The sequence below is a fragment of the Enterobacter sp. JBIWA005 genome (assembly GCF_019968805.1).
Taxonomy (GTDB): domain Bacteria; phylum Pseudomonadota; class Gammaproteobacteria; order Enterobacterales; family Enterobacteriaceae; genus Enterobacter; species Enterobacter vonholyi.
The window spans coordinates 3,027,660-3,040,968 of record NZ_CP074159.1 but is presented as its reverse complement, the minus strand read 5'-3'; the positions used below and the strand labels follow the sequence as shown (position 1 = coordinate 3,040,968).

Sequence of the window (13,309 nt, the reverse complement as noted above, 5' to 3'; positions counted from 1 at the left end):
AAAAAGCGGGTAAGAACAGGATGAAAGGAACAAAATATGCCCGAAAGCGCGTTACACTCCAGCGATGATATGAACGTAATCACAGGAAAGTGATGATGAATACAATTTTGGTAAGCGCGTGCCTGATGGGCTTCAGGGTTCGTTATAACGCAAGTGAGAAAGCGCGAATGGGTGAGCAACTTGCTCGCTGGCAACAGGAACAACGTCTGGTTATCCACTGCCCTGAACTGGCGGCCGGGTTGCCTGTACCTCGTCCTCCGGCAGAGATTATGTCCGCTGATGGGAAAGACGTGATGCACGGGCAAGCCAGAATTATTGAAAATACCGGGCAGGATGTGACCGCACATTATCAGCTTGCAGCCTGGCTTGCGCTACGCGCTGCTCAGGAGTCGGGGTGTAGCGCTGCATTGTTAACCGATGGCAGCCCAACGTGCGGCAGCGAGTTCATTTATGACGGATCGTTTCGCGGCATACATAAAGCGGGGAGGGGGGTTGCGGCATCGTTGCTCGCTGAGCATGGGATCGCCGTGTTCTCAGAGAAGCAAATCGACGAACTCATTGCCTGGATTGAGGAGAGAGAAGGCAAAAAATAAGCCCGCGTAAGGGAGATTACGCAGGCTAAGGAGGTGGTTCCTGGTACAGCTAGCATTTATGGGTTATGTTTTTCAGCGGGGGGATAATACCCGTATTGAACGAAGCGGTATGTGATCCGATTCTAAGAATTATCCCAGCGCGAAAAAATTTCCCTGATTGACTATTTGCCGTGTGGGTTTCGGGTGCTTTCACCGTTGAAGTTACGCATCAGCAGCGCGAACTTCAGCTCCACCTCTTCCGGAACCGGCAGCCAGACGGTATGCCCGTCACCCGGCGCCACGTCAATCGCTTCGCCTTTGCCGTTTTCCAGATGCTCCAGCGTGAAGTTCATGTTGCCCTGCGGGGTCATCAGCTCCAGGCTGTCGCCTTTGGTGAACTTGTTTTTCACCGCGACGGCCGCCAGCGCGCCTTTACGCTCGCCGGTGAAGTCACCGACAAACTGCTGGCGCTCGGAAACGGAGTAGCCGTGCTCGTAGTTCTGGTAGTCGTCGTGGGTATGACGGCGCAGGAAGCCTTCGGTATAGCCGCGATGCGCCAGGCCTTCCAGAGTTTCCAGCAGGCTGGTATCGAACGGTTTACCGGCGACCGCATCGTCGATGGCTTTACGGTACACCTGCGCGGTACGCGCGCAGTAGTAATAGGATTTGGTGCGGCCTTCAATCTTCAGGGAGTGCACGCCCATCTGCGTCAGACGCTCGACGTGGGCGATGGCGCGCAGATCTTTTGAGTTCATGATGTAAGTGCCATGTTCGTCTTCAAAGGCGGTCATGTACTCGCCAGGACGTTTGGCTTCTTCAATCATAAACACGCTGTCGGTTGGCGCGCCGATGCCCAGCGTCGGCTCAACGTTGGTCACCGGAATAGGCTCGTGCTTGTGGACGATGTTGCCGATGTCATCCTCTTTGCCTTCCTGGACGTTATATTCCCAGCGGCAGGCGTTGGTGCAGGTGCCCTGGTTCGGGTCGCGCTTGTTGATGTAGCCGGAAAGCAGGCAGCGGCCGGAGTAGGCCATGCACAGCGCGCCGTGGACGAAGATTTCGATTTCCATATCCGGCACCTGAGTGCGGATCTCTTCGATCTCTTCCAGAGACAGTTCGCGGGACAGAATGACGCGGGTCAGCCCCATCTGCTTCCAGAACTTCACCGTCGCCCAGTTGACGGCGTTAGCCTGTACGGAGAGATGAATATCCATCTCCGGGAAATTCTCCCGAACCAGCATGATTAAACCCGGGTCCGACATGATCAGCGCGTCCGGCCCCATATCCACCACCGGCTTCAGGTCGCGGATGAACGTTTTCAGCTTGGCGTTGTGCGGCGCGATGTTCACGACCACGTAGAATTTTTTGCCCAGAGCATGCGCTTCGTTGATGCCGAGCTGCAGGTTCTCGTGGTTGAATTCGTTGTTACGCACGCGCAGCGAGTAGCGCGGCTGGCCCGCATACACGGCGTCGGCGCCATAGGCGAAAGCGTAACGCATATTTTGCAGCGTTCCCGCCGGGGAAAGGAGTTCCGGTTTAAACATGTTTGTTCTCGTTCTGATGACAGGTCAGATCCGCGTGCACCTGGTGCAGCGGTAAGGGGAGATCCCCCACTTTAAGGGCGGGCATTGTAGCGCTGCGGGGCAGGGAGGTAAAGTTATTGTGCCGGGTGGCGGCTTCGCCTTACCCGGCCTGGATTGACCTGCGGATGACTAGGCAATCCTGCACGCATCCGCTTCCCAGCGATACCCCACGCCATACACCGCGCGAATAAACGACTGTTCGGCGTCCAGCGCTTCCAGCTTGCGGCGCAAGTTTTTGATATGGCTGTCGATGGTGCGGTCGGTCACTACGCGGTAATCGTCGTACAGGTGGTTCAGCAGCTGTTCGCGGGAAAAGACTTTCCCCGGCTCGTGGGAGAGGGTTTTCAGCAGGCGGAACTCCGCAGGGGTCAGGTCCAGCAGCTTGCCGCGCCAGCTTGCCTGGAAGCGGCTTTCATCCACAATCAGCGGGCTTTCAGCGTCCAGCACCTGAAGCTCGCGCTGCGGCCTGCAGCGGCGCAGAATGGTCTTCACGCGGGCTACCACCTCGCGCGGACTGTAGGGCTTGCAGATGTAGTCGTCCGCGCCGATTTCGAGCCCCAGCAGGCGGTCAATCTCTTCAATTTTGGCGGTGACCATGACGATCGGCACGTCGGAGAAGCGACGAATTTCCCGGCACAGGGTCAGGCCATCAACGCCTGGCAGCATTAAATCAAGCAGGATAAGATCCGGCGGAGTCTGGCGTACATACGGCAGCACCTGGTCGCCGTGGCTTATCAGAGTCGGGGCATAGCTGGCCGCGCGTAAGTAGTCGATCAGCAGCTGTCCCAGCTTGGGTTCGTCTTCGACGATCAAAATGCGCGGCGTGTTTTCGTCAATCGGTAACTCGGTCATACTTCTCTCGATAAATCCCGTTCCAGAGGTAACTCTACTGTAATGCTAACCCCGCCAAAAGGCGAATGGGCGGCGCGGATCGTGCCATTATGCGCCTCGACGATGTTAACGCAAATCGCCAGCCCCAGGCCGGAGCCGCCGCTGGCGCGGTTGCGGGAGCCTTCGGTACGGTAGAAACGTTCAAACAGTTTTTCCAGCTGCACGTCCTGCACGCCGGGGGCGGAATCCGCGAAGGTGAGGGCAAAGCGCCCGTTTTCCTGCCTGCCGGAGATGTGCAGCCCTCCGCCGCTGTCGGTGTAACGCAGGCTGTTTTCCAGCAGGTTGTTGAACAGCTGCATCAGCCGGTCTTTGTCGCCAAACACCACCGCGCTGTCCGGCAGGGAGAGGTCGATTTTCAGGTCGCGGCTGGCAAACCGCTCGCGGAAGGCGCCGCTCGCCACTTCCAGAATGTTAATCACGTCCACCGGCGCTTTCTGGTAGGCCAGCGCGCCTTCGTCAGACATGGAGAGCTGGTGGAGATCGTCCACCAGCTTGGTGAGCGTACCCACCTCCGCCTGCAGGGAGGCCACCGATTCGGGCGTAAACTGGCGCACGCCGTCCTGAATGGCCTCCAGCTCGCCCCGCAGCACCGCCAGCGGGGTGCGCAGCTCGTGCGAGATATCGGCCATAAAGTCGCGGCGCATCTGCTGGTTTTTCTCCAGCGTGCTGGCGAGCTGGTTAAAATCCTGCGCCAGCTTGCCCAGTTCGTCCTGGCTGCGGGTATCGACGCGGGTGGTGAAATCCCCGGCGGCCAGCTTGTGCGTGCCTTCCACCAGCCGTTTCACCGGGGCGAGCAGGCCGCGCGCCAGCGGGAAGGTGGCGAGCGCGGCGAGCAGCGTGGAGAGGGCGACAATCAGCCAGCTTGTGCGGCGCTGCTGGCGGTCAAAGTTGATGTCGGTGTTGCGCGTCAGGCGCTCCACCGGCGAGGCGATCACCCAGCCCACGGTGGCGTTATTCACTTTAATTGCCCGCCGGGTGCCGTCCGGCGGTATCGGCGCGCGCGGGCCAACCAAGGGGCGCATATCCTGGTCGATCACCCAGAACTGGGTGCGCCAGCCGTGCGGCGGCATGCCCGGCCCCGGGCGATCGTCACCGGTATCGTGCTCCAGCGAGCGCAGGATCTGGAAAATAAAGCGGTCGTTATTGCGCAGAAAACGCCAGTTGCCGTGTTGGGCGTACTGTTCACTCAGCGCATCGCTTAAGCCCTGTAAACGCTGTTCATTGCCATGCTTGATGTAATCAATAAAGCCGCGCTCGAAGCTTACCCGCACCGCCCAGTGCATGGTGATCAGCAGGACGATACAGGTGGCGAAGATCGCTACAAAGAGCTTGCCGGTAATACCCGGACGCCAGAATTTCATGAGCCACTCCTTTTGCCGCGCCTAATCACGACGTTCTTGCTGGTATCATCCGGCACTCTGGCGAAGATGAAAGCGGGCAGGGCGATGATGACCGCCATGCTGAGGTAGGTATACAAAAAGACCTGATGCGCCACCGGCGTGTCGACGCTGAGATGGTGCTGGCCGTACATGCCGAGCAGCAGGCCGGCAATGGTGACGCCCACGCTCATTGAGAGCTGCATGATCATCGACAGCAGGCTGTTGCCGCTGCTCGCCAGATCGTCCGGCAGGTCCTTCAGCGTCAGGGTGTTCATCGACGAGAAGCGCATGGAGTTGACAATCCCCTGGCAGAACAGCACCAGCGGTAGAGCGTAGTACCAGCCCATCAGCGCCACGGCCATAAACAGTAGGCTGACCAGCGCCAGCCCCAGCGTGGCGGCCACCAGCACGTGCCGGTAACCAAAGCGGTTGACGACCTGCACCACGATGCGCTTCATCCCCATGCTGCCGAGCACCATCGGGATCATCATCAGGCCCGCGTGGAACGGCGAAAAGCCCATGCCAATTTGCAGAAAAACGGGCGTCATAAACGGCAGCATCCCGCTGCCGACGCGCCCGGCGAAGCTGCCGAACAGGCCAAGGCGGTAGGTAGGGTTTTTAAACAGGTTCAGGCTGAACAGCGCCTTATCGTTACCTCTGGCATGCCGCAGATACCACAAAATAGCGATGACGCCGAGAGCGACCAGAATACCCAGCGTCAGGGGGGAAATCCCGAGCCCTTTTTGCCCGTCCAGCGCCAGGGTAAGCGTAGCCATGCCCGCCGCCAGCAGGATAAAACCGAAGAAATCAAAGCGCCGCGTCTGCATTTTGTAGTTCGGCATCAGCGCCAGGGTGGCGATGGCACCGATGATGCCCACCGGCAGGTTGATTAAGAAGATCCAGTGCCACGAGGCGTACTCCACCAGAATGCCGCCCAGCGCCGGGCCCAGCAGCGGCCCCACCTGACCGGGTAGGGTCACAAAGGTCATCGCCGCCATGTACTGCTCGCGCGGCACAATCTTCATCACCGTTAGCCGCCCGACGGGCACCATCATCGCCCCGCCGATGCCCTGCAGCACGCGCGCCGTCACCAGCTGGTCGAGGGTATTGGCCTGGGCGCAAAACAGCGAGCCGGTGGTAAACAGCACGATGGCGGTAAAAAAGATGTTCCGCACGCCGACCTTATCGGCCAGCCAGCCGCTGGCGGGCAGCATCACGGCCACCGTCAGCACGTAGGAGACAATCACCATGTGCATATGCAGCGGGCTCTCCCCCAGGCTTTTCGCCATGGAGGGGAGGGCGGTGTTGACGATGGTCGTATCCAGCGACTGCATAAAGAAGCCGAAGGCGACTATCCATAACTGCCAGCGAACGTTGGCGGGGAGATCGGTCATTTACTCGGTCACCGTGGTTCTGTTTTTACGCGAGAAGCGCAGCCGCAGGCGGTCGAAGAACAGATAGACCACCGGCGTGGTGTACAGCGTCAGCAGCTGGCTCATCACCAGGCCGCCGACAATGGTGATCCCCAGCGGCTGGCGCAGTTCTGAGCCGTCGCCGCCCGAGATAACCAGCGGCAGCGCGCCAAAAAGCGCCGCCAGGGTGGTCATCATAATCGGACGGAAGCGCAGCAGGCAGGCCTGGAAGATGGCTTCTTCCGGCGACAGATTGCCGTTGCGCTGGGCGTCCAGCGCGAAGTCCACCATCATGATGGCGTTTTTCTTCACGATACCGATCAGCAGCATGATCCCGATGAGCGCGATAAGGCTGAACGGCGCGCCGAACAGCTCCAGGGCCAGCAGTGCCCCCACGCCCGCCGACGGTAGCGTCGAGAGAATGGTCAGCGGGTGCACGTAGCTTTCGTACAGCACGCCCAGCACAATATAGACCGTGGCGATGGCGGCCAGAATCAAAATTACCTGCGAGTTCATCGTCTCCTGGAACACCTGCGCGGTCCCGGCAAAGCTGCCGCGCACGGTGGACGGCACGCCAAGCTGGGTCATCGCGCGGTTGATTGCGTCGCTGGCCTCAGAAAGTGACGAACCGGCGGGCAGGTTAAAGGAGATGGTCGATGCCGCCGAAAGCCCCTGATGGTTCACCGACAGCGGCGCGTTGGCAGGCTGCCAGCTGGCGAAGTAGGAGAGTGGAATCGCCTTGCCGTCGTTGTTAATCACAAACATTTTGTCCAGGGCGCTGATGTCCTGGGTGTAGCGCGGGTCAACTTCCATTACCACCTTGTACTGGTTCATCGGCTGGTAGATGGTGGAGATCTCGCGCTGGCCGAAGGCGTTGTTCAGCAGGCTGTTGGCGGCTTCAACATTAATACCCAGCCGCGACATGGTTTCGCGGTCGTAGGTCAGCGCCATCTCGGCACCGTTGTCCTGCTGATCGGAGTTCACGTCCGCCAGCTCCGGCAGGGCGGCTAGCGCCTTGCGGATCTTCGGCTCCCACTCGCGCAGGGCGGCCAAATCGTCCGAGAGCAGCGTGTACTGATAGCTGGCGTTCGCCTGTCGCCCGCCGACGCGGATATCCTGAACGGCCATCAAAAACAGGTTTGCCCCCGGCTCTTTGGCGAGCTTCACCCGCAGGCGGTCAATCACCTGCTGGGCGGTTTCGTTGCGCTCGCCGCGCGGTTTCAGGGTAATAAACATCATCCCGCTGTTAACGCGTGACCCGCCGGTAAAGCCGGTGACGTTATCCACGGCGTTGTCTTCACGAATGATCTTCATAAAGTCCTGCAGCTTGCCGCGCATCGCCTGGAACGAAATGCTCTGGTCCGCCTGAATCCCCCCCATCAGCACGCCGGTGTCCTGCTCCGGGAAGAAGGTTTTCGGGATGGTGATGTACATCCAGACGTTAAGCACGATGGTGCCGATCAGCACCAGACCGACCAGTCGGGTATGGTTCAGCACCCACTTCAGCGATTTGCCGTAGCCTTCCTGCATGGCGATCAGGAGGCGACCAAAGCCTTTGCGGCGCGGCTGCGAATGGGGTTTGCTGCGCTTGAGCATCCAGCCGCACATCATTGGCGTCAGCGTTAAGGAGATGACCAGCGAAATGCCGATGGCGACGGAGAGAGTGACGGCAAACTCGCGCAGCAACCGGCCCGGCAGCCCGCCCATCAGCAGCAGCGGCAGGAACACCGCGACCAGCGACAGGCTCATGGAGAGTACCGTAAAGCCCACCTCGCGCGTGCCCTGCAGCGCGGCCTGCAGCGGTTTCACGCCCGCTTCCAGATGGCGGGAAATGTTCTCCAGCACCACGATGGCGTCATCCACCACGAAACCCGTCGCAATCGTCAGGGCCATCAGCGACAGGTTGTTGAGGCTAAACCCGCACAGATACATGGCGGCAAAGGTACCGATCAGCGAGACCGGCACGGCGACCGCCGGAATAAGCGTCGCGCGGCCGGATCGCAGGAACAGGAAGACCACCAGGATCACCAGCGCGACGGAGATCACCAGCGTTTGCTCTACCTCTTCCAGCGAGGCGCGAATGGTCGGGGAGCGATCCTGGGCAATTTGCAGATCGATCGCCGCCGGTATGGTCTCCTGCAGGTCCGGAAGACGGGCGCGAATGCTGTTCACCGTCTCGATAATGTTGGCCTCCGGCAGCTTGCGGATCATCAGCAGAATCGCCGGCTTTGCGTTAGTCATCCCGGCGTTACGCACGTCCTGCACCGAATCGGTGACGCTGGCAACGTCGCTTAATCGCACCGCCGCGCCGTTGTTATAGTGGATGATGAGCGGTTGATATTCCGCCGCGGTTTTCAGCTCGTCGTTGGTGTGGATCTGCCAGCGGTGGCTGCCGTCCTCAATCGCTCCCTGCGGTTTACGCACGTTGGCGTTGCTGATGGCGGAGCGCACGTCGTCCAGCGACACGCCCTGGTTAAACAGCGCCTGCGGGTTTAACCCCACGCGCACCGCGGGCAGGGAACTCCCGCCAACGCTCACGTCGCCGACGCCGTTAATTTGTGAGATTGTCTGCGCCAGCTGGGTGGATGCAAAGTCGTACAGCTGCCCCTGCGAGTACGTATCCGAGGTCAGCGTCAGGATCATGATCGGCGCGTCGGACGGGTTGGCCTTGCGGTAGGTTGGGCGGCTCGGCATCCCGCTCGGCAGTAGGCTTTGCGCGGCGTTGATGGCCGCCTGCACGTCGCGCGCTGCGCCGTTAATATCCCGGTCGAAGCTGAACTCCAGAATGATGCGCGTGCTGCCCAGCGAGCTGCTGGAGGTCATCTCGTTGACCCCCGCAATCCGCCCGAGCGAACGCTCCAGCGGCGTGGCAACCGACGAGGCCATGGTTTCCGGTGAGGCGCCTGGCAGCGAAGCGCTGACCATGATCACCGGGAAATCCACCTGCGGCAGAGGCGCTACCGGCAGCAGCCGGAAGCCCAGCACGCCGCAGACGGTAATGGCGAGCGAGATTAAAATCGTCGCCACCGGGCGATAAATGAAGAGGGCGAAAAACTTCACTTACGCCTCCTCTTCACGTTTCGGGAAGCGGCTTTTGGTCCACAGCGCCAGGCGGTCAAACAGCAGGTAGATCACCGGCGTGGTGAAGAGGGTCAGCACCTGGCTCACCAGCAGACCGCCTACCATGCCGATACCCAGCGGACGACGGAGCTCCGCGCCGACGCCGGTGCTCAGCATCAGCGGCAGCGCGCCCAGCAGGGCGGCCAGCGTGGTCATCAGGATGGGGCGAAAACGCAGCAGGCAGGCCTGGAAAATCGCATCGCGCGGCGACATGCCCTGCTCGCGCTCGGCGGCCAGGGCAAAGTCGATCATCATGATGGCGTTTTTCTTCACGATCCCGATAAGCAGAATAATGCCGATGATGGCAATCACGTCCAGCTCGCTGCCCGCCAGCATCAGTGCCAGCAGTGCCCCCACGCCCGCCGTCGGCAGGGTAGAGAGGATGGTGATCGGGTGGATAAAGCTTTCATACAGCACGCCGAGCACGATGTACATCGCCACGACCGCCGCCACGATCAGCCAGATGGTGTTACCCAGCGCGGCCTGAAACGCCAGGGTGCTGCCCTGGAACTGGGTCTGAATATCGGACGGGAAGCTGAGATCTTTTTCCGCCGCCTGAATGGCCTCCACCGCTTCGCCCAGAGAATAGTTGTCCGGCACGTTAAATGAGATGGTGGTGGACGGGAACTGATCCAGATGGTTGATCGACAGCGGGGTATAGCGTTCTTCCACCGTGGCGATAGCGCTCAGCGGCACAATGCCGCCGTCTTTGCTGGTCAGGCGCACCGAGTCCAGCCCCGCCAGGCCGGGCGTGTTCTCCGTGTTGTGCTCCAGCACCACGCGGTACTGGTTCGCCTGGGTGTAGATGGTGGAGATCAGGCGCTGACCGAAGGCGTTGTACAGGGCGTTGTCCACGTCCGCCATGGTGATACCCAGACGGCTGGCGGTATCGCGGTTGACGTTAACGTACGCCGCCAGCCCTTTGTCCTGCCAGTCGCTGCTAACATCGGAGAGCTGGGGCAGGGTGTTAAGCTTGTTCACCAGCTGCGGCACCCAGGTGCTGAGGGCATCCAGCGTGGTGGCCTGCAGCGTGAACTGGTACTGCGTGCGGCTGACCTGCGTATCAATGGTCAAATCCTGAATCGGCTGCAGGTAAAGCTCAACGCCCGGCACGCGCGCGACGGCGTTTTGCAGACGCTCAATGACGGCGTTGACGCGATCGTCGCGTTCATCCAGCGGCTTGAGGTTGATCTGCAGACGCGCGCTGTTGAGCGACGGGTTGGTGCCGTCGACGCCCACGTAGGAGGTCAGGCTCTCGACCGCCGGATCCTTCATGATGATTTCAGACACCTGCTGCTGGCGCTGTGCCATATTGGCGAAGGAGACCGACTGCGGGGCCTGAAGCGTGCCCTGAATAATGCCGTTGTCCTGGATCGGGAAGAAGCCTTTCGGAATGAAAATCCACAGCATCACGCTGAGCGCCAGCGTGCCGAGCGCCACGCCGAGCGTTGCCCACGGATGGTTCAGAACTTTCGCCAGCACGCGACCATAGGCGGCAATAATGCGCTCGAACATGCGCTCGGAGGCGCGCGAAAAGCGGTTTTGCTTGCGCAGGGACTCGTGGCTCAGCATGCGGGCACACATCATCGGCGTCAGAGTCAGCGACACCACGGCGGAGATCAAAATGGCGACCGCCAGCGTCACGGCAAACTCGCGGAACAGCCGCCCGACGATATCGCCCATAAACAGCAGCGGGATCAGCACCGCAATCAGCGAGAAGGTCAGCGAGATAATGGTAAAGCCGATTTCCCCTGCGCCCTTCAGCGCGGCGGCCAGCGGTTTTTCGCCTTTCTCGATATAGCGCGAGATGTTCTCGATAACGACGATGGCGTCATCCACCACGAACCCGGTGGCGATGGTGAGCGCCATCAGCGTCAGGTTATTGATCGAAAAATCGAGGAACACCATCACCGCAAAGGTGCCGACCAGCGAGAGCGGTACGGCGACGGCAGGAATAATGGTCGCCGGGACGTTACGCAGGAACAGATAGATGATCATAACCACCAGCGCAATCGCCAGCATCAGCTCAAACTGGGTGTCGGTGACCGACGCGCGAATGTTGGTGGTACGGTCGGAAAGCACCTTCACGCTGACCGATTTCGGCAGGCTTTCGATCAGCTGCGGCAGCATGGTGCGGATGCTGTCGGCGGTTTCGATGATGTTCGCGCCCGGCTGGCGCTGCACGTTCATCACGATCGCCTGCTGCCTGTTGGCCCAGGCTCCCAGCCAGCTGTTTTCCGCACCTTGTTCTACGGTCGCCACGTCGCCCAGACGCACCGGCGCGCCGTTCTGGTAGGCGATAATCAGCTGACGATATTCGTCGGCGGACTGCATCTGGTCGTTCGCCGAGAGCGTCACGGCGCGGGTTGGGCCGTCCAGCGAGCCCTTCGCCGAGTTGACGTTGGCGTTGCTAATGGCGGTGCGGATGGTTTCACTGGTGAGCCCCAGCGCGGCGATGGCCTGCGCGTTCAGCTTGACGCGCACCGCCGGGCGCTGTCCACCCGCCAGGGTGACGAGGCCGACGCCGGAAACCTGAGAAATTTTTTGCGCCACGCGCGTTTCGACCATGTCCTCTACCTGGGTCATCGGCATGGCGGAGGAGGTGACGGCCAGCGTCATGATCGGCGGATCCGCCGGGTTCACCTTGCTGTAGACAGGCGGGTTAGGCAGATCCGACGGCAGCAGGTTGGTGGCGGCGTTGATGGCGGCCTGCACCTCCTGCTCGGCGACGTCCAGCGACAGCGTCAGCTGGAACTGCAGCGTCACGACGGATGCGCCGCCGGAGCTCTGGGAGGACATCTGTTTTAGCCCCGACATCTGGCCGAACTGGCGCTCAAGCGGGGCGGTGATGGCGGACGTCACGACATCAGGGCTGGCGCCGGGATAGAGCGTCACCACCTGAATGGTTGGGTAATCCACTTCCGGCAGCGCCGATACGGGCAGGAAGCGATAGCCGATAATCCCGGCGAGCAGGATCGCCACCATCAGCAGCGTGGTGGCGACAGGACGGAGGATAAACAGGCGTGATGGCCCACCTGTAGAGCCTGGCGGCAGCACCTGCATCAGGAGGTCGCTCCCTGTTTCGCCGGTTCAACCACTTCTACTTTGGCTCCTTCGGTCAGACGGTCAATACCGTCGGTGACCACGCGGTCGCCTGCGGAAAGGCCGGCGCTGATGACCACCGTCTGGCTGTCCTGAATTCCGGTTTTTACGAGATGCTTGCTGACCTTATTGTCGCTGTTAAGCACCCAGACAAAGTTACCTTCATTACCCATCTGCAGTGCAGCGGTGGGGATCACCACCGCGTTCTCTTCGGTCGCGACCAGCATGCGCGCATTGACGAACTGGTTCGGGAAGAGGGCATCGTCCTGGTTATTAAAGCGCGCCTTCAGCTTGATGGTGCCGGTGGTGGTGTCGATCTGGTTATCCAGACTGAGCAGGGACCCTTCACTCAGTTTCTGCTTGTTGGTGCGGTCCCAGGCTTCCACCACCAGGCCTTTACCGGTTTTTTGCGCCTGCATGACGGTCGCGATATCGCTTTCCGGCAGGGTAAAGACTAAATCAATCGGGTGGGTTTGGGTGATCACCACGATGCCCGTGGTGTCGCCGCTGGAGATTTGGTTGCCGATATCGACCTGCTTCAGGCCGACGCGTCCGTCAATCGGCGCGGTGATGCGGCTCCAGTCCAGCTGCAGCTGGGCGCTGGCAACGGCGGCTTCGTCGGCTTTGATAGTGCCCTGCGTTTCGCTGACCAGCGACTGCTGGGTATCAAGCTCCTGACGAGACACGAGGTTGGTTTTCACCAGCTGCTGGTAGCGCGCTAAATCCCGGCGGGCGTTGGCGAGCGTGGCTTTGTCTTTCGCGAGCTGTCCCTGCGCCTGGGCGAGGGCAACCTTAAACTGGCTCGGGTCAATTTCGGCCAGCAGATCGCCCGCTTTGACCTGCTGACCTTCCTGGAAGTGGATCGCGACGAGCTGGCCGTCGACGCGGCTGCGCACCGTGGCGGTATTGGCGGCGGTAATGGTCCCGAGACCTGTGAGATAGCGAGGAACGGCTTTATTCACCGCCGTCGCCGCCTGTACCGGCGCCAGGGCTCCGCCGCGCATGCCGTGACGCCCTCCGCCTGCCGGGCGCTGTGCCTGATTGCTGGCACCGGCGGGAGCTGCGGAGTTCGCGGATTGGCTGTGCCAGTACCAGGCGGCGGCAAGGGCCACCACAATGATGCCAGCGGCGATTGCCCAGCGGGGTTTGTTACTGCCTTTCATCGTTATACGTTCTCATCCTGAAGACTTCGGGGAATGATACTAGTTTAGTCAGCTAACACAGCGGAAAAATGGAGGAAATATGGAAGA

Annotated in this window: 8 protein-coding genes; 1 reads left to right on the top strand and 7 read right to left on the bottom strand. The window is 60.7% G+C overall.

What is annotated here, in order from left to right; genetic code table 11:
* Positions 1-92 precede the first annotated feature (92 nt).
* Complete coding sequence (locus KGP22_RS14430; RefSeq protein ID WP_223579665.1) at positions 93-593, top strand: DUF523 domain-containing protein; 501 nt, start codon at positions 93-95, stop codon at positions 591-593.
* A gap of 161 nt (positions 594-754) precedes the next feature.
* Here KGP22_RS14430 and yegQ read toward each other — a convergent pair whose 3' ends face one another.
* The 7 genes from yegQ to KGP22_RS14395 form a co-directional block, all read right to left on the bottom strand.
* Positions 755-2,116, bottom strand: a complete 1,362-nt coding sequence (gene yegQ / locus KGP22_RS14425; protein WP_111965797.1) for a tRNA 5-hydroxyuridine modification protein YegQ — start codon at positions 2,114-2,116, stop codon at positions 755-757.
* A 168-nt stretch (positions 2,117-2,284) separates the two neighbouring features.
* Positions 2,285-3,007, bottom strand: coding sequence for a two-component system response regulator BaeR (gene baeR / locus KGP22_RS14420; protein ID WP_111965796.1), 723 nt, complete (start codon positions 3,005-3,007; stop codon positions 2,285-2,287).
* Positions 3,004-4,407 carry a two-component system sensor histidine kinase BaeS gene (baeS, locus tag KGP22_RS14415; RefSeq protein WP_149366507.1) on the bottom strand — a complete coding sequence of 468 codons (1,404 nt, stop codon included), beginning with the start codon at positions 4,405-4,407 and terminating at the stop codon, positions 3,004-3,006. Before baeS ends, baeR begins: the two co-directional genes overlap by 4 nt.
* Positions 4,404-5,819, bottom strand: a complete 1,416-nt coding sequence (locus tag KGP22_RS14410) for an MFS transporter (protein WP_223579663.1) — start codon at positions 5,817-5,819, stop codon at positions 4,404-4,406. Before KGP22_RS14410 ends, baeS begins: the two co-directional genes overlap by 4 nt.
* Positions 5,820-8,897, bottom strand: a complete 3,078-nt coding sequence (gene mdtC, locus KGP22_RS14405) for a multidrug efflux RND transporter permease subunit MdtC (RefSeq protein ID WP_223579661.1) — start codon at positions 8,895-8,897, stop codon at positions 5,820-5,822. It lies immediately after the preceding gene.
* Complete coding sequence (locus tag KGP22_RS14400) at positions 8,898-12,020, bottom strand: MdtB/MuxB family multidrug efflux RND transporter permease subunit (protein ID WP_149366510.1); 3,123 nt, start codon at positions 12,018-12,020, stop codon at positions 8,898-8,900.
* Entirely contained in the window at positions 12,020-13,222 is a 1,203-nt protein-coding gene (locus KGP22_RS14395; protein ID WP_149366511.1) for an MdtA/MuxA family multidrug efflux RND transporter periplasmic adaptor subunit, read from the bottom strand. Before KGP22_RS14395 ends, KGP22_RS14400 begins: the two co-directional genes overlap by 1 nt.
* Between the last annotated feature and the right edge of the window lie 87 nt (positions 13,223-13,309).

Bases quoted from the DNA above. Each gene is read 5' to 3' on its own strand.
- KGP22_RS14430 (WP_223579665.1), top strand. From the start codon at position 93: ATGATGAATACAATTTTGGTAAGCGCGTGCCTGATGGGCTTCAGGGTT.
- yegQ (WP_111965797.1), bottom strand. From the start codon at position 2,116: ATGTTTAAACCGGAACTCCTTTCCCCGGCGGGAACGCTGCAAAATATG.
- baeR (WP_111965796.1), bottom strand. From the start codon at position 3,007: ATGACCGAGTTACCGATTGACGAAAACACGCCGCGCATTTTGATCGTC.
- baeS (WP_149366507.1), bottom strand. From the start codon at position 4,407: ATGAAATTCTGGCGTCCGGGTATTACCGGCAAGCTCTTTGTAGCGATC.
- KGP22_RS14410 (WP_223579663.1), bottom strand. From the start codon at position 5,819: ATGACCGATCTCCCCGCCAACGTTCGCTGGCAGTTATGGATAGTCGCC.
- KGP22_RS14400 (WP_149366510.1), bottom strand. From the start codon at position 12,020: ATGCAGGTGCTGCCGCCAGGCTCTACAGGTGGGCCATCACGCCTGTTT.
- KGP22_RS14395 (WP_149366511.1), bottom strand. From the start codon at position 13,222: ATGAAAGGCAGTAACAAACCCCGCTGGGCAATCGCCGCTGGCATCATT.